Genomic DNA, 22,920 nt, shown 5'->3' on the forward strand with positions numbered 1-22,920 from the left:
GTTCGGCATATGAACGACGAAGACCTGCGGCTCGCCCCGCGCACCAGGGCCGCCGACCTGCTCGCCTGGGCGGCGGCGGCCGGGCAGGACCGCGCGCCGGTGGCCGAAGCGCCGCTGCGCACGGTGCTGGCGCTGCTGGAGCTGGGCGAGGGCAGGATGCACGACGGCTGGCCCGAACTGACCTCCGGCGCGGTGGAGCACCTGCTGTACGAGCGGCTCCACCTCTACGTCCAACCCGCGCCGGAGGACGACCCGCTCGCGTACGGCGTCGCCGTACGGCTGCTGGTCGACCACCAGCGGGCGGCGAAGCGGCTCAACGCCAAGCGCCAGGAGCGGCTGCACGCCGAGGCCGAGTGGCAGGGCGAGGTCGCAGCCGGGCTGCTGCGCCGCGCCGACCTGGTGACCTGGCCGCGGCTGTACGCGGTGCTGCTGCACGCGCACGGGGTGGACGTGACGGACCTCGCGGCCGTCCGGGAGTGGCTGACCGGCTTCGCCGGCCTCGACGAGGAACGGCGGCTGGCCGGGTACGAGGCGCTGGTGCCGACCGGTTGGCTGGACGAGCCCGACGAGCAGGGCTGGGGCCCGGGCCGGGTGCTGTCGGTCGGCATGGCCACCGACGGGGCGCGGCGGCTGCTGGAGCAGGGGCTGATGCGGCGCAGCTACCGCAACCTGGCCGAGCTGACCGCGCTGGGCCGGCCGATGCCGGACGAACTCGCCGGGGATTTCGAGGAGTTCGAGGCAGCCGCGGCCGAGGTGGCGCTCGACCTGCTCGGCGAGTGGACGGTGCCCGGGCTGCCGCGGCTGCTGGTGGAGGAGTTCCCGGAGCTCGCGCCGGAGCCGGGGGCGGAGGAGATCGACGCGTACCTGGCGCAGTTGCCGCCGGAGTGAGACGGCGGGGGAGCCCCGGGCGAGCGGCCCGGGGCTCCTCCCCTTCCGGGTTCGTTACGGGTTGAGGCCGTGCTGCTGGAGCCAGGTCTCCGGGTCGACCGGGGCGCCGCCGCCCGGGCGGACCTCCAGGTGCAGGTGCGGGCCGGTGACGTTGCCGGTCGCGCCGACCTTGCCGATCTGCTGGCCCGAGGCGACCTGCCCGGAGCCCGTGATGATCGAGGACAGGTGGCAGTACCAGATCTCGGTGCCGTCGGGCAGGGTCTCGACGATCCGGTAGCCGTACGCGCCGGACCAGCCGGCCGAGGTGATGGTGCCCTGGCCGACCGCGTGGACCGCGGTGCCGGTGTCGGCGGCGAAGTCCAGGCCGGTGTGCAGGTGGGCCCAGTAGCGGGCGCTCTGGCCGTAGTGGGCGGAGAGGTTGTACTCCTTCACCGGCAGGGTGAGGGCGGCGGCCTTGGTCCGCTCGGCCTCCTCGGCGGCGCGCTTGGCCTCGGCCTCCTTGGCGGCGGCCTTGGCCTCGGCCTCCTGGGCGGCCTGCACCCGGGCGCTCTCCTCTGCGGCGGTGCGCTGGCTGTCGGCCTGCTGCTGGATCCGGGCGGCGAGCGCGAGTCCGGGGTCGGCGGCCAGGGCGACCGGGGCCTCGTCCGGCGCCTCGACGGCGGGCGCGGCGGCCGGGGTCGCGGAGGCGAAGCCGGTGGCGCCCAGGGTGGCGGCGACGGCGGTGACGCCGAGCAGCGGGGAGGCCCCGCGGGTCTGACGCGGCATCCGGTGGCGGTTGGGCTCGGCCTCCGGGGCGAAGGGGGCGCCGTGGTTCGCGGGACCGGCGGAGCCGGAGTCGCGGGGCTCGGAGCCGTTCGGGCCGGGGTGGTCGAGGAGCTGGGTACCGGCTGCGGGGCCGGCCGGGTGTGCCGGGGTGTGCGTCGACGCCACGGAGGGCGCTCCTTTCCTTCCTTCGCGCCTACCGGGTTAGCTGACGGGTTCGGAGCAGGAAGGTCTCCTACGGCCGGGCCGGGGCCCCGCCGATTCACCCCAGGGAACGTGGTTCCCCGGCTCCCTGGCCTGCCCGGAGGCCGGCCGGCGGGATTAGGCGACGGCGCACGGTGCCGTCTGGGTACGGCGTTGACGACCGCGCTGCGTTATCAAACGTTAATCCTAGGAGGCTCTGATTCCAAGCCGTCCGTCCGCGACTGCGGGGGAACGGGTGATCGGACGTCAACGAACGACCCCTCAGCCGCCCGGCTCATCTGAGTACTCCTACTCATGTGCACCCCGGCCGCCCCGACGCATCCTGGCGCCATGAACGCACCGATGCAGTCACGCACCACCGCCGCGTACTACGTCCAGGCCGTCCTCTCCTTCGCCATCTCCGGCACGGCCCTCGCGGCCGGGATCGCCTACCTTCCCGTCGGCGGCTGGACCCGGGCCTTCCTCGGGATCGGCCTCCTCTACACCGTCACCTCCGCGTTCACGCTGGCCAAGGTGATCCGGGACCGGCAGGAGTCCTCGGACACCGTCGCCCGGGTCGACCAGGCCCGACTGGAGAAGCTGCTGAGCGAGCACGACCCGTTCAAGGTCGAGGGGGTCTGAGCGGGGCCCGTGCGGAGCCGGGCGCTTGACGGCTAAAGCTATTAGCCATAGCTTTACGGCTATTGGCAGCAGCGAGCGAGCCCGTGGAGGCCCACCATGAACGGCACCATCACCCCGAGCACCCAGTACCTCGACGTCCCCGGCGGCCGCCTCGCCTACGACGACACCCGGCAGGGCGACGGCACCCCCGTCGTCCTGCTCCCCGGGATGCTCGACTCCCGCCGCGCCTACCGGCACCTCCACCCGCTGCTCACCGCGGCCGGGCACCGGGTCATCACCATGGACCTGCGCGGCTTCGGCGAGTCCTCGATCGTCTGGGACGACTACAGCCCCTCCGCCGTCGCCACCGACGTCCTCGCCCTGCTCGACCACCTCGGCATCGAGCGGGCCGTCCTGGTCGGGCAGTCCTACACCGGGGCGACGGTCGTCAAGCTCGCGGGGGACGCGCCCCAGCGGGTCGCCGGGATCGCGCTCATCGACGCCTTCGTCGAGCACCGGGCGAACGCGCTCATGAAGGGCGTCATGGCCGTCGTGGGCGCCGCGATGGTCCGGTGGCCCGCCGTCTGGGGCTACTACCTCCGCAAGATGGCCTTCCCCGGCCCCCGGCCCGCCGACCTCGACGCCTACGTGGACGGGCTGGTCGCCGCCCTGCGCACCCCCGGCCGCCGGACCGCCACCCGCGGCTACGTCACCGGCGACTCCGCGCCGATCGGCTGGACCGCGGCCGTCCGCTGCCCCGCCCTCGTGCTGATGGGCGGCAAGGACCCCGACTTCCCCCGCCCCGAGGCCGTCGCCGACCTCCAGGCCGAGAAGCTCGGCGCGCGGAAGGTCATGATCGAGGGGTCCGGGCACTACCCGATGGCCGACGCCCCCCGGGCCGTCGCCGACGCCCTGCTGCCCTTCCTCGCCGAACTCGCCTGAACCCGCCCGCTGGAGAACCAGAGCCATGCCCCGCGTAGGACTGACCCCCGACCAGGTCGTCGACCACGCCCTCGCCCTCATCGACGACCAGGGCACCGAAGCCCTCACCCTCGCCTCCGTCGCCGCCCGCGCCGGAGTCGCCACCCCCTCGCTGTACAAGCACGTCAGCGGCGGCCTCGCCGAACTCCGCCGGCTCGTCGCCGTCCGGGTCACCGAGGAACTCGCCGACCGGCTCGCGGAGGCCGCGGTCGGCCGTAGCGGGGACGACGCCGTCACCGCCCTCCTGCGCGCCTACCAGGCCTACGCCGGCGAACACCCGCACCGCTACACCGCCCTGCCCCAGGCCCCGCACCCCGACGACGACCTCACCCGGGCGGCCACCCGCCTCGTCGGCGTCATCATCGCCGTCCTCCGCGGCTACGGCCTCGACGGCCCCGAAGCGATCCACGCCGCCCGCACCCTCCGCGCCCTCGCCCACGGCTTCGCCTCCCTCTCCATCGCCGGCGCCTTCCAGCTCACCGAAGACCCCACCACCACCCACGACCGCCTCGTCACCACCCTCACCACGGGCCTCCGCTCCTGGCCGAAGGGGAAGGAACAGTCGGCCGCCCCGGCCCGCACCGCCGAACGCCCGGCGCCGGAGCGGCTGGACGGCTGAGCGGTTAAGCGGCCGAGCAACTGGCGGGCCCGCCGACCCTGAACGTGACCGAGCGCCGGTCCCGGCCGGACGGCGCGGCCCTGCCGCTCCCGCTCCGGGTGCCGGCCCTCGGCAGCCGGAGCCGAAATCGTTCACCTGCACGGAATGTCGTTCGTTCAACAACATCGCGCACACCAACCCCACACATCCCGGGAAGCGAATCAGCCACCTCCCGTCACACCGAACGGAGCCGAAAGGCCCTGGACGAACGATCGGACAGCCCGTCATGGCGGCGGGATCGCGCCCGAACCACCCCTGGATCGCGGTGTATTGACTCGATATTGACGAGATCCGGTCACATGGCGAGATCCGTTCACACCTTCGTAGGATCATCGCCCTAGAATTCGCCGCGTGACGATGACTCAGTGGTGCGCAACGGCTACCGGCGTGCTCGCCGTCCTCGCCCTCGTGGCCGCCTCGCGGTACCGCGCCGTGTCCGTCACCCAGCGCGGCCGGGCCGACCGGCTGGAGGGCGAACTCACCCGGCTGCAGGAGCGGCTGAGCTCCGAGCTGTCCCGCCGGGGCGCCGACCAGGCCGCCGTCCAGCAGGAGCAGGAGCTCACCGCCTCCACCCAGCGGGCCTTCCTCAGCGTGGCCCGAAGGATCCTCGTGATGGCCCACGACCAGCAGGCCCTGCTCGACGAGATGGAGCGCACCCACGACGACCCGGCACTGCTGGAGGGCCTGCTCAAGGCCGACCACGCCGCCGCCCAACAGGCCCGGCTCGCCCAGACCCTGGCCGTGCTGTGCGGCGCCCGCGCCGGCCGGCACTGGCCGGAGCCGGTCTCGCTGGAGGACGTGGTGCGCGGCGCCCAGTCGCGCATCCTGCCCTTCCAGCGGGTGGTCGTCCGCAGCCGGATCGAGACCGCGGTGGTCGGTGCCGCCGCCGAGGCGCTGATCCACGCCGTCGCCGAGCTGCTGGACAACGCCACCCGCTACTCCCCGCCCAGCACCCAGGTGTTCGTCACCCTGATGCCGGTGCACAACGGCGCCGTCATCGAGATCGACGACGGCGGCGTCGGCATGCCCGAACAGGCGGTCGCCAAGGCGGCCGCCGCACTCGCCGGCGGCAGCAGCCTGGAGGTCTCCCGGCTCGGCGAGGTGCCGCAGCTGGGGCTGGCCGCGGTCGGCAGGCTGGCCGAGGGCTACGGCTTCCGGGTCACCCTCAGCTCGGCGCCCTCGCCGTACGGCGGTGTGCGCGTCGTCGTGCTGCTGCCGAACGCCCTGCTCACGGAGCCCCTGCCGCCGACCGTCCCCGGACTCGGGCTCGGGCTGGACGGGGACGACCCGGCGTTCCGCCCCGGCCCGGCGCGCAGTCCCGACCCGCGGCCGACCGCCGGCACCGCCCACCCCGGGGCCGCCCACCCCGGCGCCGGTCACCCGCTGGTGGAGCCCCCGCCCGCCGGCCGGGCGCCCGCGACCGGCGACGCCCCGCCGCCGCTGCCCCGCCGGAGCCACCGGCGCGACCGCGGGAACCGCCCCGCCCAACACGCCGCTCCCCCGCCGCCGCCCGAGCCGCCGTACCGCTCGGCCCGGGAGGCCCAGACGTTCATGACGATGTTCCAGGCCGGGACCGCCAACGGCCGTTCGGCCGCCCGTGCCCAGGGCCGGCCCCCCGGCCAGCACTGACCGGCCCCCCGCCCCGCTCCCCCGACCTCCCGAGTTCCCCCGGCTTCCCCCGACTTCCCCAGCGCCCCGGAGAGTTCCATGACCACCACCCCCGATCTCGGCTGGCTGCTCGCCGACATCATCGCCGTCCCGCAGGTCCAGCACGCCGTCGTCGTCTCCAACGACGGCCTGGAGATCGGACGCAGCGCCGACATCGCCCGCGAGGACGCCGAGCGGCTCGCCGCCGCCTGCTCCGGACTGCAGTCCCTGGCCCGCGGCGTGGCGGCCGGCTTCGGCGGCCCGGGCAGCGCCACCCGCCAGATCATCATCGAGTACGGCGGCGGCTACCTGTTCATCGTCGCCGCCGGGGCCGGCGCCCACTTGGCCGTGGTGACCAGCGAGGCGGTCGACGCCGGGCTGGTCGCGTACCAGATGCAGGTCCTGGTCGAGCGGATCGGCACCCACCTGACCAGCCCGCCGCGCGTCGACCACGCGGCGGGGGGCCACCGGTGAACGGGCCGGTCCGGCCCTACGTGATCACCGGCGGCCGCAGCCGCCCGACCCGCACCGACCTGGCCATCGAGAGCCTGGTCAGCGCGTTATCCGAGCCCCCGGCGCTGCCCGAGCACGTCCTGCTCAACCGGGAGCACCGGCGCATCCTCGGGCTCTGCCACAGCCTGCTGTCCGTCGCCGAGGTGGCGGCCCACCTGGGGCTGCCGCTCGGCGTCGTCAAGGTGCTGGTCGGCGACCTCTGGGACCTCGGCGCCGTGCAGGTGCTCCCGCCCGTCCCGCAGGCCGAACGCCTGCCCACAACCCTCCTGGAAGAGGTGCTCGTTGGCCTCCGCCAACTCCGCTGAAGCCCCCGCCTCCCGGCCGTCCGGACCGCAGTACCTGCCGTCCTCGGTGCAGGGTGCGGTGAAGATCCTGGTCACCGGCCCGTTCGGGGTCGGCAAGACCACGCTGGTCGGCTCGCTCAGCGAGATCACCCCGCTGCGCACCGAGGAGACCATGACCGCCGCCAGCAGCGGCGTGGACGACCTCACCGGGCGCGGCGACAAGACCACCACCACGGTCGCCCTGGACTTCGGCCGGATCACGCTCAACTCCCGGCTCGCGCTGTACCTGTTCGGCACGCCCGGGCAGCAGCGGTTCTGGCCGCTGTGGGACGACCTGTCGCGCGGCGCGCTCGGTGCCATCGCGATGGTCGACCTGCGCCGGCCGGACGAGAGCTTCGACGTGCTCGGCCGGCTGGAGGAGCAGCGCATCCCCTTCGCGGTGGCGGTCAACACCTTCCCGGACACGCCGAGTTACCCGGAGGAGGAGCTGCGCTCGGCGCTGGACGTGCTGCCGGAGGTGCCGATCCTCTACTGCGACGCCCGGGACCGGCGGCAGTCCTACGACCTGCTGATCGACTTCGTCGACCACCTGCACCGCAGCTCGCTCCTGGAGCTGCAGCCGTGACGGCACCCGAGCCCCCGGGGGCGCCCGGCGGCTGCCCGGTCGCGCACGGCGCCGCGTACGGAGCCGGGTACGGCGGGGCCCCGCACGGCGGCGCGCTCCCCGTGGGCGTCCCGCTGACCCCGCTGTACGGGCAGGCCGTCGCCGACGACCCGCACGGCCTGTACGCCCGGCTGCGCGAGCGCTACGGGCCGGTCGCACCGATCGAGCTGGAGCCCGGGGTCGAGGCCTGGCTGGTCATCGGCTACGGCGAACTGCTCGAACTCACCCGCAACGAGGCGCTGTTCTCCAAGGACTCGCGGCACTGGCGGGTCCCCGCCGAGGGCCGGCTGGCCCCCGACTCGCGGCTGCAGCCGATGACCGCCTGGCGGCCCACCCTGCTCAACCTGGACGGAGCCGAGCACCAGCGGCTGCGCGCCGCCGTCTCGGACACCCTGGCCCAGATCGACCACCGGCAGCTGCGCGAGACCACCGAGGCCGCCGCCAACGGTCTGATCGACAGCTGGGGCCCGGACGGCACCGCCGACCTGATCGGCCAGTACGCCCGGGCGCTGCCGCTGCTGGTCTCCACCCAGCTGGTGGGTCTGCCCACCGGCAGCGGACCGCGGATGATCGAGCTGATCAGCCACTTCGTCGACAGCGGTCCCGAATCGGTGCGCGCCGCCGGGGAGTTCCAGGCGACCCTGGCCGACCTGGTCCGGCACCGCCGGACCGCCCCCGGCGCCGACCTCACCTCCTGGCTGCTCGCCCACCCGGCCGCGCTGACCGACGAGGAGGCGGCGCACCACCTGGTGGTGCTGATGATCGCGGGCAACGAGACCTGCATCAACTGGATCGGCAACACCCTGCGGCTGCTGCTCACCGACCGCCGCTTCCGGGCGACCCTGACCGGCGGGCGGCTCACCGTCTCCGACGCGCTGGAGGAGGTGCTCTGGCGCGACCCGCCGACGCAGAACTTCCCCGGCCGCTGGGCCACCGGCGACACCGTGCTCGGCGGCCAGTACATCAGCGCCGGCGACATGCTGGTGCTCGGCCTGGCCGCGGCCAACGCCGATCCGGCCGCCCAGGGCGCCGCCTCCGCCGCGCAGGGCTCGCTCGGCGGCAACCGGGCGCACCTGGCCTGGGGCGCGGGCCGGCACGTCTGCCCGGCCCAGCACCCGGCTCGGATCATCGTCGAGACCGCGATCGAGACCCTGCTGCACCGCCTGCCCGACCTCCAACTGGCCGTCCCTTCCGGCGAACTGGCCTGGCGTCCGTCCCCCTGGTCGCGGGCCCTGGTCGCCCTGCCGGTGCTGTACAGCGCCTTCACCCCGCCCCGCCCGCCAGTTCCCGAAAGGCCCGCACCCGCATGGACACCGCCGACGCCCCCCGTGGCTCCCGACCCGAGCCCGTCCGGCCCGAGCCCGTCCGGCTCGACCCCTTCGGACGCGACCAGCACGGGGAGAACGCCCGACTCCGGGCAGCCGGACCGGCCGTCCTGGTGGAACTCCCTGGCGGGGTGGTGGTCTGGGCGGTGACCCACCACGACACCCTGCAGTCCCTGCTGGCCGACCCCCGGGTCGGCAAGAACCCGGCGCTGTGGACCACCTTCCGGGAGGGCCGGCTGCCGTACGGCTGGCCGCTGCTCAACTTCGTCGCCGTGCCCGGCATGATCACCGCGGACGGCGAGGACCACAAGCGGCTGCGCGGGCTGGTCAGCCAGGCCTTCACCCCGCGCCGAACAGCCGCGCTGGCCCCCGCGATCGAGGCCCGGGCGCTCGCCCTGCTGGACGCGGTGGCGGAGCTGGAGGGTCCGTTCGACCTGCGCGAGCACTTCGCCTACCCGCTGCCGATGCAGGTGATCGGCGAGCTGCTCGGCCTGGCGGAGGAGCAGCAGCACCGGCTGCACGAGCTGTCCGACACCCTGGTCTCCAGTTCCGCCACCCCGGAGGCGGCCCTCGCCGCCCAGCGGGACCTGAACGCGCTGCTGGCCTCGGTGGTGGCGGCCAAGCGGGCCGAGCCCGGCGACGACCTGACCACCGACCTGATCGCCGCCCACGAGGCCGGCCACCGCCTCGACCAGCAGCGGCTCAGCGAGGCCGAACTCGTCGGGACCCTGCTGCTGATGCTGGTCGCCGGGCACGAGACCACCCTCAACCTGATCACCAACGCGGTCCGGGCCCTGCTCGCCCACCCCGACCAGCTACGGCTGGTGCTGGACGGCGCGCAGCCGTGGTCGGCGGTGGTGGAGGAGACCCTGCGCTACGACTCGCCGGTCGGCCAGTTCCCGCTGCGCTACGCGATCGAGGACATCGAGGTCGGCGACGCGGTGATCCGGCGCGGCGAGGCGCTGCTCGCCTCGTACGCGGCGGCCGGACGCGACGGCGGGCACTACCCGGACGCCGACCGCTTCGACCTCACCCGGCAGCCCGCCCGGCACCTGTCGCTCGGCCACGGCCCGCACTTCTGCCTCGGCTCGGGGCTGGCCCGGCTGGAGGCGGAGACGGCGCTGCGGCACCTGTTCGGGCGGTTCCCGGGGCTGGCGTTGGCGGAGGGCGAACGGCCGGAGCCGATCGGGTCGTTCGTGAGCAACAGCGTGCGGACCCTGCGGGTGACGGTCCGAGGGTGATGGTTCGCACCGCGCGGTTACCTGAGGGCGGTCCGGTCGTTCGGCAGGGCATGAAGAAACTCGCCACCCTGGCCGCCCTCACCATGGCGGGCCTCGCCCTCGCCGCCGCGCCCGCCTCCGCCGCCAGCCAGATCGCCAGCTCTCCGGACGCCACCGGCGGCCTCACCGACGGGCTCGAAGTCTCCCCCGCCGACCTCGCGCTGAAGACCGCGAGCAAGCTCCCGGTGGTCGGCCGCACCGCCGACGAGGTGGAGGCGATCGGCACCAACCAGATGTCCCACCCGGGGCTCAGCGGGCAGATCAACCCCTGACCGGCCGTCGCCCGCACGGCCGGCGCCGGGCGGCTGACCGACCCCCGTCCGGCCGGCCGCCCGCCGTACCCGGTGCCGCTCAGCCCGCGAAGAGGCCGTTGAGCTCCGGGTAGGTCAGTCCGCCGTCCAGGGAGGTGTACGTGCCGCTCGCGTACACCTCCTCGGCCGCGCGGCGGACCGCCGCGTAGGCCACCTTGGCCAGGCCCGGGCCCAGGCTGATCCGGGCCACCCCGAGCTTCGCCAGCTCGGCGACCGACGGGGAGCCGGGGGCGGCCAGCACGTTCAGGGGGGCCGGAACGGCCTCGACCAGGGCGGCGATGGTCTCCGGGTCGGCGACGCCGGGGACGAACACGCCGTCCGCGCCCGCCTCGACGTACGCCCGCAGCCGGCGGACCGCCTCGTCGAGCCGGCCCTCGGGCTCGCCGAGGCCGTGCAGGAAGACGTCCGTGCGGCCGTTGACGAACAGCGGGACGCCCGCCGCGTCGGCCGCCGCCCGGGCGGCCGCGATCCGCTCGGCGGCCTCCTGCGCGGCGTACTCCGCGTCCTCCAGGTTCACCCCGACCGCGCCGGTGGTGAGCAGTGCGGTGACGGTCTCGCCGACCCCGGCCGGGGTGTCCGCGTAGCCGCTCTCCAGGTCCGCGGTGACCGGCAGGTCGACCGAGCGGACCACCTCGGCGGTACGGGCCAGCACCTGCCCGCGGTCGGCGCCGCCGCCGTCCGGGCTGCCGAGCGACCAGGACACACTGGCGCTGGCCGTCGCCACCGCCCGCGCCCCGGCACCGGCCACCAGCCGGGCGCTCGCCGCGTCCCACACGTTGGCCAGCACCAGGGGCTCGCCCGGGCGGTGCAGCTCCTTGAGCAGCCGGGCCTTCTCCCGCTGGGAGGTCATCGCGGCCCCGCTCACTTCGCGGCCGGGCTCATGCGGGTGGCCACGCCGATCCGGTTCCAGGCGTTGATGGTGGCGATCAGCGCGATCAGCTGGGCCAGCTCGGCCGGCTCGAAGTGGGCGGCGGCCTCGTCGTACACGGCGTCCGGCACGTGGCCCCGGGTCAGCAGGGTGACCGACTCGGTGAGGGCCAGGGCGGCGCGCTCGCGGGCGGTGAACCAGGGAGTCTCGCGCCAGGCCGGGAGGGAGACCAGGCGGTGGTCCTGCTCGCCGTTCTTGCGGGCGTCGGTGGCGTGCATGTCGATGCAGAAGGCGCAGCCGTTGATCATCGAGGCGTGCACCTTGACCAACTCGGCGAGGACCGGGTCCAGGCCCTGCCGGGAGGCCCGGTCCACGGCGATCATGGCCTGGTAGAAGCCGGGAGCGAGCCCGTCCATCCGGAGGCGCTGCTCGGGGGCCGGCACGGTCGCGTTCGGGGTGCTGTTCGTCGTCACGGTGACCAGCCTAGGAGGCCACTGGCCCGCGGTCCTGGTGCATTCGCCGCCCGGCTCCTTGGGCCATTTCCGGTGCGCGAACAGGCGTGCGAGGATCGCCGGCAGGGATCTTCCGCAGGACGTCAGGGGGAACGGGACCGTGTGCACGGCCTTCGTCAGCATCGAACCGGAGTCGGCGGTACCGGTGCTGCTGCTGTCCGTCCGGGACGAGTACCTCGGTCGCGCCTGGCTGCCGCCGGACCGCCACTGGCCGCAGCGGCCCGGACTGCTCGGCGGACTGGACCTCATGGCCGGCGGCACCTGGCTGGCCGTCGACCCGGCCCGGAGCACCGCCGCCTGCCTGCTCAACGGCTTCGGCCCGCCCGCCCCCGCCGGCACCCGGCTCAGCCGCGGCGAACTGCCGCTCACCGCCGTCCGCGAGGGCGGGATCGGACACCTGGACCTGACCCCGTACGACCCCTTCCACCTCGTCCAGGTCCACCCCGGCGGCGCCCGGGTCACCAGCTGGGGCGGCGGGCGGCCGAGCGAGCACGAACTGCCCACCGGGCTCAGCGTGGTGCTCAACGACGGGCTGGAGGGGCTGGCCGCCAACCGCACCGCCTCCGAGCGGATCCGGGCGCTGATGGCCGCGCGCGCCGACCACTTCCGGGCCCGCTTCGCCGCCGCGCCCCGGCCCGAACCAGCCGCCGAGGGGCCCGCGGAACCGGCCTGGGGCGACTGGCTGCCGATCGTCACCGGCGACGGGCTGGCGCTGGACGGGGACGCCGCGCTGATCCAGCGCCGGGACTTCGGCGACGGGCGGATCTGGGGGTCCTCCTCGATCTCCCTGCTGGCGCTCGGGCCGGAGCTGCTGCGCTACGACTTCGCGACCGCGCCGGTGCGGGCCGGCGGGTCGGGCTGGCGGCGGGTGGCGGTCTGAACCGGGAGCGCCCGGAAGGACCTGAAGCTGACGCTGCGGGAGGCGGCATCCTGGGCGTCCGTCGCCCCCGGCCTCGAAGGAGAACTCCCGGTGGACCGCCCGCGCCGTCCCCGCCCGCCGGGCGGAGGCCGGTGACACCCGGACATACGCTCGATGAACTTCTGGCGGCGGGGCTGCCGGGCGTCTACATGCCAGTAGTAGCTTCGCGGAGGCCCCCGGAATCGGCGGGCGGCAGACCTCCGAGCGAAGGTGCGCGATGTCCACCCTGACCTACCCGGAAGCGATAGGCGTCGGCCTGCTGCAGGGTGTGACGGAACTCTTCCCGGTGTCCAGCCTGGGCCACAGCATCCTGCTGCCGGCCGTGATCGGCGGGAAGATCCAGCGGGACCTCGACATGACCGCCGACGGCTCCTCCTACCTCGCCGCCCTGGTCGCCCTGCACCTGGCCACCGCGCTCGCCCTGGTGGTGTTCTTCTGGCGGGACTGGGTCCGGGTGGTCAGCGGCCTGCTCGGCTCGATCCGGCACCGCCGGGTGCAGACCCGGGACGAGAAGCTCGCCTGGCTGCTCATCATCTCCACCATCCCGGTCGGCGTGGCCGGCCTGGTCCTGGAGAAGGCGCTGCGCCACGCGCTCGGCAAGCCCGTCCCGGCCGCGGTGTTCCTCGCCCTCAACGGGCTGGTGCTGCTCGGCGCCGAGCGGCTCAAGCGCGGCGGCTCCGGCCGCCGCCGGGCCGGGCACGCCGCACCCGTCGACGAGCCGGGCCTCGACCCGGCGGTCGCCTCCGACGTCCGGCTGACCGGGCTCGGCTACGGCCGGGGCGCCTGGATCGGCGCCGCCCAGATCCTCGCGCTGTTCCCCGGGATCAGCCGCTCCGGCGTCACCATGAGCGCCGGCATCCTGCGCGGTCTCCACCACGAGGACGCCGCCCGGTTCTCCTTCCTGCTCGCCACGCCGGTCATCCTGGCCGCCTCGGTGCTGAAGGTGCCCGAGCTGTTCAAGCCGGAGAACTCCGGCGTCCTCGGCCCGGTCGCGGCCGGCAGCGTCGCGGCCTTCGTGGCCGGCTACGTCTCGGTGCGCTTCCTCACCAGGTACTTCGAGACCCGCAGCCTGACGCCCTTCGCGGTGTACTGCTTCGTGGCCGGCGTCGGCAGCGCGGTCTACCTCTCGCTCTGAGCCCCCGTCCGAACGGACCCGCGCACGCCGGCCGGCCGCGTCGGCGCCGATGTCTCCGACCGGACAGGCGACTTCACGGCGGGAGGACGGGTGCGAGGAGCGCGCCGGCACCGCCCGGTGAGCCGGAACGGCACGGGACAATGGACCCGTGAACGGCTCATGGACCTCCTTCGGCGGCGACCTGCACCTGGACCTCACCGAGCGGCGCGCCGCCGGCGCCGGGCTGCGGGCCGCCCTGGAGGACGCCCTGCGGGAGGCCGTCCAGGACGGACGGCTCGCACCCGGCACCCGGCTGCCCTCCTCCCGGGCGCTCGGCGAGGACCTCGGCATCGCCCGCAACACCGTGGTCGAGGCGTACGGCCAGCTCACCGCCGAGGGCTGGCTCGACTCCCGGCAGGGTTCCGGCACCACCGTCGCCCGGCGGTCCGCGCCCCCGCCCGCCGTACGGCCCGCCAGGCCGCGGCCCCGGCGGCCGGCCGCCCGGCACGACCTGATGTCCGGGCGCCCCGACCTCTCGCTCTTCCCCCGCACCGCCTGGCTCGCCGCCGCCCGCCGCGCCCTAGCCACCGCGCCGCACGAGGCGCTCGGCTACGGCGGCCCGCTCGGCCGGATCGAACTGCGGGAGGCCCTCACCCACTACCTGGCCCGGGTCCGCGGGGTGCGCACCGACCCGGACCACCTGCTCGTCTGCGGCGGCGTCCAGCAGGGCCTCGGGCTGCTCTGCGCGGCGCTGCGGGAGCGCGGCGCCCGGTCACTGGCCGTCGAGGCGTACGGGCTGCCGCCGCAGCACGCCGTGGTGCGGGCGGCGGGGCTGTCCACCGTCGCGCTGCCGCTGGACCGCGAGGGCGCGCTGGTCGACCGGCTCGACGCCCGCAGCGGGGCCGTCCTGCTCACCCCCGCCCACCAGTACCCCACCGGCGCACCGCTGTCCGCCGACCGGCGGGCGGCCGCGGTGCGGTGGGCGCGCGAGCAGGACCGGTACGTGGTCGAGGACGACTACGACGGCGAGTTCCGCTACGACCGCCAGCCGCTCGGCGCCATGCAGGCGCTCGACCCGGAGCGGGTGGTGTACGCCGGGACGGCCGCCAAGAGCCTCGCCCCGGGCCTGCGGCTGGCCTGGCTGGCGCTCCCCGACGCGCTGGTCGAACCGGTCGCCCGGCTGAAGGTGCTGGCCGACACGATGTCCCCGGTGCTGGACCAGCTGACGCTGGCCGAACTGATCACCTCGGGGACGTACGACCGGCACGTGCGGCGCTGCCGGCTGCACTACCGGCGCCGCCGCGACCGGCTGGTCGCGGCCCTCGCCGAGCACGCCCCGCACGTGCGGGTCACCGGCATCGCGGCCGGCCTGCACGCCGTCCTCCAACTCCCGCCCGGCTCCCCGCCGGAGGCCGAACTCGTGGCTCGCGCACAGGCCGCCGGGCTCGCCCTCAGCGGCCTCGGCTGGCACCGCGCCGACCGGGAGGCGGCGGGCGGGGAAGAAGCCGGGCCCGCTCTGGTGATCGGCTACGCGTCCCCTCCGGAGCACGCCTTCCCGGCGGCCCTGGAGGCCCTGTGCGGGGTGCTCCGCGCGTCGTGAGCGGGGCCCGGGACGGGTCCGACTACCGGTTGCGGCTGCCCAGTTCGAACAGCAGCATGATGAAGCCCGCGAAGGCGTGGATGCCCGCCGTGTAGATGACCAGGCGGAGGTAGACCCGCTTGTTGGCCCACTTGCCGGCGTCCATGGTCTTCGGGCCGGCGGCGGTGTCGGCGGCGCCGGTCGGTACGGCGGCAGTGACGGCGCCGGTCGGTACGGCGGCAGTGACGGCGCCGGTCACGGTGGCGGTGGTGGCGGTGGTGGCGGTGGTGGCGGTGGTGGCGGGATCGGCCACGGGGATCTCCTCCGAGGGGACTGACGGTGGCTCAGTGGGTCGCGGCGGGGCCGCCGCCCAGGCAGAGTTCGCCGCCCGGGCTCTGCAACAGGGTGTGGATGAAGAGCAGTTCGACGCCGGAGTCGGATTCGGCGGCGATGCAGTGCGGGGTGAGCGAGTCGTAGTGGGCGGAGTCGCCGGGGGCCAGGTGGTGGACGCGGTCGCCGAGGGTCACCTTCAACTCCCCGCGCAGCACGTACAGCCACTCCTCTCCGGGGTGGACCCGGACCACCGCGTCCTGGACACCCGGCGGCACGTGCACCCGGAGGGCCTGCATGGCGCGACCGGGGGCGCCGGCCCGGCGGTAGCCCCAGCCGCCGGCCCGGCCGGGCTCGATGGCGCCGCCGCGGACCACCGGGTCGGGCTCGACCATGGCCTCGCCGAGCAGGCCGGAGACCGAGGTGCCGTAGGCGCGGGCGAGGCCGAGCAGGACGGGCAGCGAGGGCTGGCGGCGGCCGGTCTCCAGCCGGGACAAGTAGGCTGGGGACAGGCCGACCCGGCCCGCGGCGACCTCCAGGGTCAGCCGGCTGCTGAGCCGGTGCTCACGGAGGCGGGCGGCGAGGCCGGCGACCTCCTGGTCGTCGAGCTGGTCGCCGGCGTCGGAGGTGCCGGTGGAGCTGGTGGTCATGTGACCAGTGGACACCCGGCCTGCCGCCCAGGCAAGAAATTTGCCCGCGAGGCAAACCCGCGAGCCCCCGCCCCGCGCTACCCTGAGCGCCCTCCGCCCGGAGCAGCCACCCGGTTCACGGCCGGGGGATGTTGCGCAGGTTGCTCCGCGCCAGGTCGACCATCCGCCCCACGCCGCCCGACAGCACCGTCCTCCCGGCCGCCAGCGCGAAGCCCTTCAGCTGGGCGGCGGTGATCCGCGGCGGGATGGACAGCGCGTTGGGATCGGTGACCACGTCCACCAGCGCCGGGCCCGGCCGCTCCAGCGCCTCCGCCAGCACCTCCCGCACCCGGGACGGTTCGGCGACCCGCTTGGCCGGGATGCCCATCGCCCGTGCGATCCCGGCGTAGTCCACGTCGCCGTTGTCGATCCCGGACTCCGGGTAGCCGGAGACCAGCATCTCCAGCTTGATCATGCCGAGCGCGCCGTTGTTGAAGACCACCGTCTTCACCGGCAGCCGGTGCTTGGCCACCGTGAGCAGTTCCCCGAGCAGCATGCCGATCCCGCCGTCACCCGCCATGGCGACCACCTGCCGCCCCGGACAGGCGAGTTGGGCGCCGATCGCGTGCGGGAGGGCGTTGGCCATCGAGCCGTGCAGGAAGGAGCCGATCACCCGGCGGCGGCCGTTCGGCTGGAGGTAGCGGGCGGCCCAGACGTTGTTCATGCCGGTGTCCACGGTGAACACCGCGTCGTCGGCGGCCACTTCGTCCAGCACCGAGGCGACGTACTCGGGGTGGATCGGCAGGTGCTTCTCGATGTCCCTGGTGTAGGCGCCGATCACGTCCTCCAGGGACCGGCAGTGCTTGCGCAGCATGCCGTCCAGGAAGGACCGGTCCTGCTTGGCGTCCAGCAGCGGCAGCACGGCCCGCAGGGTGGCCGCGACGTCCCCGTGCACGGCCAGCTCCAGCGCGGTGCGGCGGCCCAGCCTGGTCGCGTCGTGGTCGACCTGGACGGTGTGCGCCTGCGGCAGGAAGGAGTCGTACGGGAAGTCGGTGCCGAGCAGCAGCACCAGGTCGGCAGAGTGCAGCGCCTCGTGGCAGGCGCCGTAGCCGAGCAGGCCGCTCATCCCCACGTCGTAGGGGTTGTCGTACTGGATCCACTCCTTGCCGCGCAGCGAGTGCCCGACCGGCGCGTTCAGCGCCTGCGCGACGGCCATCACCTCGGGGTGCGCGCCGCGCACCCCGGCGCCGCAGAACAGGGCGACCCGGCGGGCCTCGTTGAGCAGCCGGGCCAGCTCCTGCACCTGGGACCAGGGCGGCGCGGCGACCGCCTGCTCGGTGAGGAAGTGGCTGGTGCCGGTCGGGCCGGCGGCGGGGAGGGCGGCGACGTCCCCGGGGAAGGCCAGCACCGAGACGCCGTGCGAGCCCAGCGCGTGCTGGATCGCGACCCTCAGCAGCCGGGGCAGCTGGGCGGGGGTGGAGAGCATCTCGCACCAGTTGCTGCAGTCGGTGAACACCCGCTCGGGGTGGGTCTCCTGGAAGAAGCCGGTGCCGATCTGCCCGGAGGGGATGTGCGAGGCGAGCGCGAGCACCGGAAGGCCGCTGCGCTGGGCGTCGTACAGGCCCTGGATCAGGTGGGTGTTGCCGGGGCCGCAGGAGCCGGCGCAGACGGCGAGGCGGCCGCTGAGCTCGGCCTCGGCGGCGGCCGCGAAGGCTCCGGCCTCCTCGTTGCGCACGTGCACCCAGCTGATGCCCTCCGCCCGGCGGATCGCGTCGACCACGGGGTTGAGGCTGTCCCCTACGACGCCGTGGACCCGTTCCACCCCGGCCTGCCGGAGCACCTCCACCATCTGTTCGGCCACGGTCGCCACGGGGACTTCCCTTCGATCGCCACAGGACACCTGCACCCTCCGACGGGGCGGCGGGGGCGTGCACCCGGGGTGGGCCGAACGGGTGAGGGCGCGGAGCCGGGGGCGGCCCCGCGCCCTGGAGTCGGACGGGCTACTCCGCCGCCAGGTGGTCCTGCTGGCCGAGCTTGCCCGCGACCAGCCCCGCCTGGGCCTGGCGGCGGGCGGGTTCGCGGCCCGGGGGCTGGGCGCAGCGCTCCTGGGACGGCGGGGCGGTGGTGGGCAGGGTGACCGGGGAGCCGGCCTTGACCTGGACCGCCTCGCCGTCGTGCCGCAGGTGGATCACCTCGCCGCGGCGCAGCGTGTAGGTGGTGCCCTCGTGGGTGATCCGGACGCCGAGCAACTGGTCGCGCACCATCAGGGAGAAGCTCAGCTTCATCAGCCCGGAGGGCAGCCGGGGCCGGAAGTCGAGCGCCTCGCTGTGGTCGCGCAGTCCGCCGAAGCCGGCCACCAGGGCGATGCAGGCGCCGGCGAGCGAGGCCATGTGGAGGCCGTCGCGGGTGTTGCCGCCGAGGTCGTGGAGGTCCATCAACGCCGCCTCGGCCGTGTAGTCGTAGGCGAGGTCGAGCTGGCCGACCTCGGCGGCGATGACGGCCTGGGTGCAGGCGGACAGCGAGGAGTCGCGGACGGTGAGCCGCTCGTAGTAGGCGAAGTTGCGGGCCTTCTGCTCGTCGGTGAAGGCGTCGCCGCGGACCTGCATGGCGAGCACCAGGTCGGCCTGCTTGACCACCTGCTTGCGGTACAGGTCGAAGTACGGGTAGTGCAGCAGCAGCGGGTACTTCTCCGGCGGGGTGGCCTCGAAGTCCCAGACCTGGTGGTGGGTGAAGCCGTCGGCCTGGGGGTGGACGCCGAGGTCCTCGTCGTACGGGACGTACATCGCGGCGGCGGCGTCGCGCCAGGCGGCGGTCTCCTCGGTGTCGACGCCGAGTTCGCCGGCCTCGCGCGGGTGGCGGACGGCGGCCTCGGCGGCGGCGCGCAGGTTCGCCTGCGCCATCAGGTTGGTGAAGACGTTGTTGTCGGCGACGGCGCTGTACTCGTCGGGGCCGGTGACGCCCTCGATCCGGAACTTCCCGGCGCTGTCGTGGTGGCCGAGCGAGCGCCACATCCGGGCGGTCTCCACGAGGAGTTCGAGGCCGTACTCGCGCTCGAACTCCTGGTCCCCGGTGGCCCGGACGTAGCGGGCGACGGCGGCGGCGATGTCGGCGCCGATGTGGAAGGCGGCGGTGCCGGCCGGCCAGTAGCCGGAGCACTCCTCGCCGCGGATCGTCCGCCAGGGGAACACCGCCCCGGACAGCCCGAGCTGGGCGGCTCGTTCCCGGGCGAGCGGGAGGGTGGTGTGCCGCCAGCGCAGGGCCTGGTTGACGGCGCCGGGCAGGCAGTAGGTGAGCACCGGCAGGACGAAGGTCTCGGTGTCCCAGAAGCTGTGGCCGTCGTAGCCGGGGCCGGTCAACCCCTTGGCGGGGATGGCGCGTTCCTCACTGCGGGCACCGGCCTGGAGGACGTGGAAGACGGCGAACCGGACGGCCTGCTGGAGTTCGACGTCGCCCTCGATCTCGATGTCGCTGGTCTCCCAGAATTCCGTGAGGAAGTCAGCCTGTTCCGCGACCAGGCCGTCCCAGCCGGTGTACCGTGCGGCGGTCAGCGCGGCCTCGACCTGGTCCCGGACGGCGGGCAGCGAGCGGGTGCCGGACCAGCCGTAGGACATGAACTTGACCAGCCGCAGCCTCTGTCCGGGCTCCAGCACGGTGGTGACGCTGATCCGGCAGTGGTCGGACTCGGCCTCGGCGACGGTGTCCAGCCGCTCCGGGCCCTCGATCACGTGGTCCATCCCGGCGGCGACCCGGATGCCGCTGAACCGGGTGCGGTGCACCAGGACGGCCTTGGTGCCGCTGGCGTGGTGCGCCTCGGGCTGCAGCGGGGCCTCCAGGACGGCGGCGGCGCGCGGGTCGCCCTCCGGGCCGCCGGGCAGCTGCTCGTTGGCGACCAGCTCGGACTGGAGCACGATCCGCACCGGCCCGTCCACCGCCTCGACGCTGTACTCCACGGCGGCGATGGCGCGCTGGGTGAGCGAGACGAGCCGGGAGGAGCGCACCCGGATGGTGCGTCCGGCCGGGGAGGTCCATTCGCACCGGCGGTGCAGCAGGCCTTCTCGGAAGTCCAACCAGCGGGTGTGGCTGACGAGTTCGCCGTAGCGCAGGTCGAAGGGCTCGTCGTCCACCAACAGCCGGATGATCTTGCCGTTGGTGATGTTGATGACGCTCTGGCTGGACTCCGGGTAGCCGTAGCCGCCCTCGCCGTACGGCAGCGGGCGGAGCTCGAAGACGCCGTTGAGGTAGGTGCCGGGCAGGCCGTGCGGCTCGCCCTCGTCCAGGTTGGCGCGCAGGCCGATGTGGCCGTTGGAGAGCGCGAAGACGGACTCGGCGCGGGCCATCGAGGTCGCGTCCACGCCGTGTTCGGTGATCTGCCAGGGGTCGATGGTGAAGTTGTCCGCAGGGCTCATGCTCCCACCTCGCTGCGCTCGGCAGGGGCGTTCGCCCGCACGCGCCTCTCGACGGTCCGCTCCCCGCGCTCGCTCACGATTCCCCCAGCAGCTCGGAGAGGTCGTCGACGACCACCGTGGCGCCGTCGCGGCGCAGTTCGTCGGCCTGCCCGGTGCGGTTGACGCCGACCACGGCGCCGAAGCCGCCGGCCCGGCCGGAGGCGACCCCGGCGAGGGCGTCCTCGAAGACGACGGCGTGCGCGGGTTCGACGCCGAGCTCGCGGGCGGCGTACAGGTAGGTGTCCGGGGCGGGCTTGCCGGGCAGCGCCCGCTGCTTGGCGACCACGCCGTCCACGATCAGGTCGAAGAGGTCCAGGATGCCCGCCGAGCGCAGCACGTCCTTGCAGTTGGCGCTGGAGGAGACCACCGCGCTGGGCAGCCCGAGCGCGCGCAGCCGGCGCACGTAGGCGACCGAGCCCTCGTAGGGCGCGACGCCCTGCTCGCGGATCAGCCGCAGCACGGTGTCGTTCTTGGCCCGGCTGATCCCCTGCACAGTACGGGCGTTCGGCGGGTCGTCCTCGCTGCCCTCGGGGAGATCGATGCCCCGGCTCCGCAGGAAGGCCCGGGTGCCGTCGAGGCGCGGGCGGCCGTCCACGTAGGTGTCGTAGTCGGTGACGGCGTCGAAGGGGACGAACTGCCCGCCGGTGCGGGCGGCTTCGGCGCGCAGGAAGGCGTCGAAGGTGTCCTTCCAGGCCGCGGCGTGGACCGTGGCGGTCTGGGTGAGCACTCCGTCGAGGTCGAAGAGAAAAGCACGGATGTCGTCGGGTAGCCCCAGCATGGGTGCAGTCTGCCCCAGGGAGCGCGAGGGATGCCGCCCATCCCGGCGGCGCGTCGCGGGAAGGGCGGCATCCGGTCGCCGCGGCCGGGTCAGCGCCGCGGCGGGGTCAGGGCGAGTCGGGCTCAGGACGAGTCGGGCAGCTGGGCCTCGGGCGCCTGGATGACGGCGAAGACCGCGCCCTGCGGGTCCTTGACCACGGCCATCCGGCCGGACTGCATGTCGAACGGCGGCTGGATCACCGTGCCGTTCCGCTTGACCACGGCGTCCACCACGGAGTCGGTGTCGTCGACCGAGAAGTACGGCATCCAGTGCGAGGGCGTGCCGGCGTCCAGGTACTTCGGGATCTCCTGCATGCCGCCCACCGTGCGGTCGCCGACGTTCAGCGAGTAGTAGCCGTCCATGCCCTGGATGGTGGCCGGGCGCAAACCCAGGGCCGGCTGGTAGAAGCGGCCCGCCGCACCGGTGTCGGAGGTGTTGAGCTCGTTCCAGACCAGTGCGCCGGGCTCGTTGACGACGCCCGCTCCGATGAAGTCCATCGCCTGCCAGACGCCGAACACCGCGCCGGTCGGATCGGCGGCGACCAGCATCCGGCCGAGCGCGCCGACGTCCATCGGGTCGTACAGGACCGTGCCGCCGGCCTCGGCGATGGCGGCCTTGGCCGCGTCGGCGTCGTCCGAGGCGAGGTAGGTGGTCCAGGCGACGGGCGGTGGCGGCTGGCCCTCGGGCCCGGACTGCGCCATGATCCCCGCGACCGGGCGGCCGCCCAGCGTGCACACGGCGTAGCCGCCGAACTCGGCCGGGCCGATCTCGCCCTGCCAGCCGAACAAATCGCGGTAGAAGTCGAGCGCGGCCTGCTGGTCGCTCGCCATCAGGTCGATCCAGCACGGGGTGCCGGGCTTGTACGGATCGGTCACTACGGGCATTGCTGGGCCTCCCGGAGGCGGTGGTGGCCGGCTGTGGTCGTCGGGCGGGCGGGGGCCCGGCCCGGCCGGTACGGCCGTCCGCGCGGACGACGGTACGACGGAGGTACACCGCCCACCTTCGGTCCGCGGCCGCGTTCCCGCCACCGGACGGCGCCCTGGCGGGCTACCGGCGGCCCGGCGGTCACCGGCCGGTCACTGTTCGTCGTGGCGCATCGTGGTGACGAAGTACGGCTGCACCTTGCCGCTCTGCGCGTAGTCCTTGAGCCGGACCAGCAGTTCGGCCCAGGTGCCGGCCACCATCGGGACGCCCTCCTCGCTGCCCGGCTGCCAGCCGCCGTGCCGGAACAGCAGCCGGGTGCGCTCGGGGGCGCCGGGCTGGTCGGCGAGGTCCCAGCTGATCCAGGTGCCGGCCCAGTGCGGCGGGAACGCCCCGGCGTTGGCCCACAGCACCCGGTCCCGGTCGGCCCGCTCGCGGCGCAGCCGGAACGGCTCGGGGACGCCGGGGAAGTCGAAGAGCAGCAGGTCGCCCTCGCGGTCCACCGCGGTGGTCCACCAGCTGGTCAGCCCGTCGTGGGTGTTGAGCGCGTCGAGCACGGCCGCGCGGGGCGCGGCGATGTCGATCTGCATGGCGATCTCGGGCACGGGATCCGCCTTTCGGTGACCGGTGGCCCCCTCCACCCGCCCACGATGGCACGACCCCGGGGCT

General features: G+C 74.5%; 24 protein-coding genes and 1 riboswitch. Of the genes, 14 read left to right on the forward strand and 10 right to left on the reverse strand.

All coding sequences use genetic code 11. The features are described 5' to 3' along the window. Nucleotides 1–9 precede the first annotated feature (9 nt). Nucleotides 10–888: a hypothetical protein gene (locus ACFV1W_RS13915; protein WP_380416126.1), complete on the forward strand. Its 879-nt coding sequence runs from the start codon at nucleotides 10–12 to the stop codon at nucleotides 886–888. 54 nt (nucleotides 889–942) lie between these two features. Here the strand turns inward: ACFV1W_RS13915 and ACFV1W_RS13920 are convergent, their stop codons facing one another. Further along, nucleotides 943–1,818, reverse strand: a complete 876-nt coding sequence (locus ACFV1W_RS13920; RefSeq protein ID WP_380416127.1) for a M23 family metallopeptidase — start codon at nucleotides 1,816–1,818, stop codon at nucleotides 943–945. Nucleotides 1,819–1,829: 11 nt separating this feature from the next. Then, nucleotides 1,830–1,988: riboswitch (cyclic di-AMP (ydaO/yuaA leader) on the reverse strand. A 196-nt stretch (nucleotides 1,989–2,184) separates the two neighbouring features. On the opposite strand from ACFV1W_RS13920, the gene ACFV1W_RS13925 reads away from it, so the two are divergent. The 10 genes from ACFV1W_RS13925 (at nucleotide 2,185) to ACFV1W_RS13970 (ending at nucleotide 10,078) form a co-directional block, all read left to right on the forward strand. Continuing rightward, nucleotides 2,185–2,475, forward strand: a complete 291-nt coding sequence (locus tag ACFV1W_RS13925) for a YiaA/YiaB family inner membrane protein (protein ID WP_380416128.1) — start codon at nucleotides 2,185–2,187, stop codon at nucleotides 2,473–2,475. A 96-nt stretch (nucleotides 2,476–2,571) separates the two neighbouring features. Then, nucleotides 2,572–3,396 carry an alpha/beta fold hydrolase gene (locus ACFV1W_RS13930; RefSeq protein WP_380416130.1) on the forward strand — a complete coding sequence of 275 codons (825 nt, stop codon included), beginning with the start codon at nucleotides 2,572–2,574 and terminating at the stop codon, nucleotides 3,394–3,396. 25 nt (nucleotides 3,397–3,421) lie between these two features. Continuing rightward, nucleotides 3,422–4,054, forward strand: a complete 633-nt coding sequence (locus ACFV1W_RS13935; protein WP_380416131.1) for a TetR/AcrR family transcriptional regulator — start codon at nucleotides 3,422–3,424, stop codon at nucleotides 4,052–4,054. 396 nt (nucleotides 4,055–4,450) lie between these two features. Continuing rightward, a complete protein-coding gene (locus ACFV1W_RS13940; protein ID WP_380416293.1) occupies nucleotides 4,451–5,722 on the forward strand; it encodes a sensor histidine kinase in 1,272 nt (423 codons plus the stop codon). A 78-nt stretch (nucleotides 5,723–5,800) separates the two neighbouring features. Then, complete coding sequence (locus ACFV1W_RS13945; protein WP_030289775.1) at nucleotides 5,801–6,214, forward strand: roadblock/LC7 domain-containing protein; 414 nt, start codon at nucleotides 5,801–5,803, stop codon at nucleotides 6,212–6,214. Then, nucleotides 6,211–6,558 (forward strand): DUF742 domain-containing protein, encoded by a 348-nt coding sequence (locus tag ACFV1W_RS13950; RefSeq protein ID WP_380416133.1) that lies wholly within the window; start codon nucleotides 6,211–6,213, stop codon nucleotides 6,556–6,558. Before ACFV1W_RS13945 ends, ACFV1W_RS13950 begins: the two co-directional genes overlap by 4 nt. Next, entirely contained in the window at nucleotides 6,536–7,162 is a 627-nt protein-coding gene (locus ACFV1W_RS13955) for an ATP/GTP-binding protein (RefSeq protein ID WP_046386144.1), read from the forward strand. The genes ACFV1W_RS13950 and ACFV1W_RS13955 overlap by 23 nt, the downstream gene beginning before the upstream one ends. Then, nucleotides 7,159–8,676: a cytochrome P450 gene (locus tag ACFV1W_RS13960; protein ID WP_380416135.1), complete on the forward strand. Its 1,518-nt coding sequence runs from the start codon at nucleotides 7,159–7,161 to the stop codon at nucleotides 8,674–8,676. Before ACFV1W_RS13955 ends, ACFV1W_RS13960 begins: the two co-directional genes overlap by 4 nt. Beyond that, the gene (locus tag ACFV1W_RS13965; protein ID WP_380416137.1) at nucleotides 8,640–9,767 is read left to right on the forward strand and encodes a cytochrome P450; all 1,128 of its coding nucleotides are present in this window, start codon (nucleotides 8,640–8,642) and stop codon (nucleotides 9,765–9,767) included. The genes ACFV1W_RS13960 and ACFV1W_RS13965 overlap by 37 nt, the downstream gene beginning before the upstream one ends. Nucleotides 9,768–9,817: 50 nt before the next feature. Beyond that, complete coding sequence (locus ACFV1W_RS13970) at nucleotides 9,818–10,078, forward strand: hypothetical protein (RefSeq protein ID WP_380416139.1); 261 nt, start codon at nucleotides 9,818–9,820, stop codon at nucleotides 10,076–10,078. Nucleotides 10,079–10,157: 79 nt separating this feature from the next. On the opposite strand, the gene ACFV1W_RS13975 is transcribed toward ACFV1W_RS13970, so the two are convergent. Continuing rightward, nucleotides 10,158–10,967: an isocitrate lyase/phosphoenolpyruvate mutase family protein gene (locus ACFV1W_RS13975; protein ID WP_380416142.1), complete on the reverse strand. Its 810-nt coding sequence runs from the start codon at nucleotides 10,965–10,967 to the stop codon at nucleotides 10,158–10,160. An 11-nt stretch (nucleotides 10,968–10,978) separates the two neighbouring features. After that, complete coding sequence (locus ACFV1W_RS13980; RefSeq protein ID WP_380416144.1) at nucleotides 10,979–11,458, reverse strand: carboxymuconolactone decarboxylase family protein; 480 nt, start codon at nucleotides 11,456–11,458, stop codon at nucleotides 10,979–10,981. A gap of 139 nt (nucleotides 11,459–11,597) precedes the next feature. On the opposite strand from ACFV1W_RS13980, the gene ACFV1W_RS13985 reads away from it, so the two are divergent. From ACFV1W_RS13985 to ACFV1W_RS13995, 3 genes are all read left to right on the forward strand, one after another. Next, nucleotides 11,598–12,377, forward strand: coding sequence for an NRDE family protein (locus tag ACFV1W_RS13985; RefSeq protein WP_380416146.1), 780 nt, complete (start codon nucleotides 11,598–11,600; stop codon nucleotides 12,375–12,377). A 256-nt stretch (nucleotides 12,378–12,633) separates the two neighbouring features. Further along, the gene (locus ACFV1W_RS13990) at nucleotides 12,634–13,551 is read left to right on the forward strand and encodes an undecaprenyl-diphosphate phosphatase (RefSeq protein WP_380416148.1); all 918 of its coding nucleotides are present in this window, start codon (nucleotides 12,634–12,636) and stop codon (nucleotides 13,549–13,551) included. A 148-nt stretch (nucleotides 13,552–13,699) separates the two neighbouring features. After that, entirely contained in the window at nucleotides 13,700–15,130 is a 1,431-nt protein-coding gene (locus ACFV1W_RS13995; RefSeq protein WP_380416150.1) for a PLP-dependent aminotransferase family protein, read from the forward strand. Between the two features lie 22 nt (nucleotides 15,131–15,152). Here the strand turns inward: ACFV1W_RS13995 and ACFV1W_RS14000 are convergent, their stop codons facing one another. The 7 genes from ACFV1W_RS14000 to ACFV1W_RS14030 form a co-directional block, all read right to left on the reverse strand. Beyond that, the gene (locus ACFV1W_RS14000; RefSeq protein WP_380416152.1) at nucleotides 15,153–15,422 is read right to left on the reverse strand and encodes a DUF6126 family protein; all 270 of its coding nucleotides are present in this window, start codon (nucleotides 15,420–15,422) and stop codon (nucleotides 15,153–15,155) included. Nucleotides 15,423–15,453: 31 nt separating this feature from the next. After that, nucleotides 15,454–16,089, reverse strand: a complete 636-nt coding sequence (locus tag ACFV1W_RS14005) for a helix-turn-helix domain-containing protein (RefSeq protein ID WP_380416154.1) — start codon at nucleotides 16,087–16,089, stop codon at nucleotides 15,454–15,456. A 115-nt stretch (nucleotides 16,090–16,204) separates the two neighbouring features. Continuing rightward, nucleotides 16,205–17,917, reverse strand: a complete 1,713-nt coding sequence (locus ACFV1W_RS14010; RefSeq protein WP_380416295.1) for a pyruvate dehydrogenase — start codon at nucleotides 17,915–17,917, stop codon at nucleotides 16,205–16,207. Nucleotides 17,918–18,068: 151 nt separating this feature from the next. Beyond that, a complete protein-coding gene (locus ACFV1W_RS14015) occupies nucleotides 18,069–20,474 on the reverse strand; it encodes a glycoside hydrolase family 65 protein (RefSeq protein WP_380416156.1) in 2,406 nt (801 codons plus the stop codon). Between the two features lie 73 nt (nucleotides 20,475–20,547). Next, complete coding sequence (locus ACFV1W_RS14020; RefSeq protein WP_380416159.1) at nucleotides 20,548–21,291, reverse strand: HAD family hydrolase; 744 nt, start codon at nucleotides 21,289–21,291, stop codon at nucleotides 20,548–20,550. 122 nt (nucleotides 21,292–21,413) lie between these two features. Next, a complete protein-coding gene (locus ACFV1W_RS14025) occupies nucleotides 21,414–22,214 on the reverse strand; it encodes a VOC family protein (protein WP_380416161.1) in 801 nt (266 codons plus the stop codon). Between the two features lie 192 nt (nucleotides 22,215–22,406). Continuing rightward, on the reverse strand, nucleotides 22,407–22,856 hold the full coding sequence (locus ACFV1W_RS14030) for an SRPBCC domain-containing protein (RefSeq protein WP_380416163.1): 450 nt from the start codon (nucleotides 22,854–22,856) through the stop codon (nucleotides 22,407–22,409). Nucleotides 22,857–22,920 lie beyond the last annotated feature (64 nt).

It is taken from the genome of Kitasatospora sp. NPDC059648, from assembly GCF_042734825.1.
In the GTDB taxonomy this organism is placed as follows: Bacteria; Actinomycetota; Actinomycetes; order Streptomycetales; family Streptomycetaceae; genus Kitasatospora.

What these genes read in the sequence shown, in the direction of transcription:
- ACFV1W_RS13915 (WP_380416126.1), top strand. Translation starts at nt 10, where the DNA reads ATGAACGACGAAGACCTGCGGCTCGCCCCGCGCACCAGGGCCGCCGAC.
- ACFV1W_RS13925 (WP_380416128.1), top strand. Translation starts at nt 2,185, where the DNA reads ATGAACGCACCGATGCAGTCACGCACCACCGCCGCGTACTACGTCCAG.
- ACFV1W_RS13930 (WP_380416130.1), top strand. Translation starts at nt 2,572, where the DNA reads ATGAACGGCACCATCACCCCGAGCACCCAGTACCTCGACGTCCCCGGC.
- ACFV1W_RS13935 (WP_380416131.1), top strand. Translation starts at nt 3,422, where the DNA reads ATGCCCCGCGTAGGACTGACCCCCGACCAGGTCGTCGACCACGCCCTC.
- ACFV1W_RS13940 (WP_380416293.1), top strand. Translation starts at nt 4,451, where the DNA reads ATGACTCAGTGGTGCGCAACGGCTACCGGCGTGCTCGCCGTCCTCGCC.
- ACFV1W_RS13945 (WP_030289775.1), top strand. Translation starts at nt 5,801, where the DNA reads ATGACCACCACCCCCGATCTCGGCTGGCTGCTCGCCGACATCATCGCC.
- ACFV1W_RS13970 (WP_380416139.1), top strand. Translation starts at nt 9,818, where the DNA reads ATGAAGAAACTCGCCACCCTGGCCGCCCTCACCATGGCGGGCCTCGCC.
- ACFV1W_RS13975 (WP_380416142.1), bottom strand. Translation starts at nt 10,967, where the DNA reads ATGACCTCCCAGCGGGAGAAGGCCCGGCTGCTCAAGGAGCTGCACCGC.
- ACFV1W_RS13990 (WP_380416148.1), top strand. Translation starts at nt 12,634, where the DNA reads ATGTCCACCCTGACCTACCCGGAAGCGATAGGCGTCGGCCTGCTGCAG.
- ACFV1W_RS14005 (WP_380416154.1), bottom strand. Translation starts at nt 16,089, where the DNA reads ATGACCACCAGCTCCACCGGCACCTCCGACGCCGGCGACCAGCTCGAC.
- ACFV1W_RS14010 (WP_380416295.1), bottom strand. Translation starts at nt 17,917, where the DNA reads ATGGTGGAGGTGCTCCGGCAGGCCGGGGTGGAACGGGTCCACGGCGTC.
- ACFV1W_RS14015 (WP_380416156.1), bottom strand. Translation starts at nt 20,474, where the DNA reads ATGAGCCCTGCGGACAACTTCACCATCGACCCCTGGCAGATCACCGAA.
- ACFV1W_RS14020 (WP_380416159.1), bottom strand. Translation starts at nt 21,291, where the DNA reads ATGCTGGGGCTACCCGACGACATCCGTGCTTTTCTCTTCGACCTCGAC.
- ACFV1W_RS14025 (WP_380416161.1), bottom strand. Translation starts at nt 22,214, where the DNA reads ATGCCCGTAGTGACCGATCCGTACAAGCCCGGCACCCCGTGCTGGATC.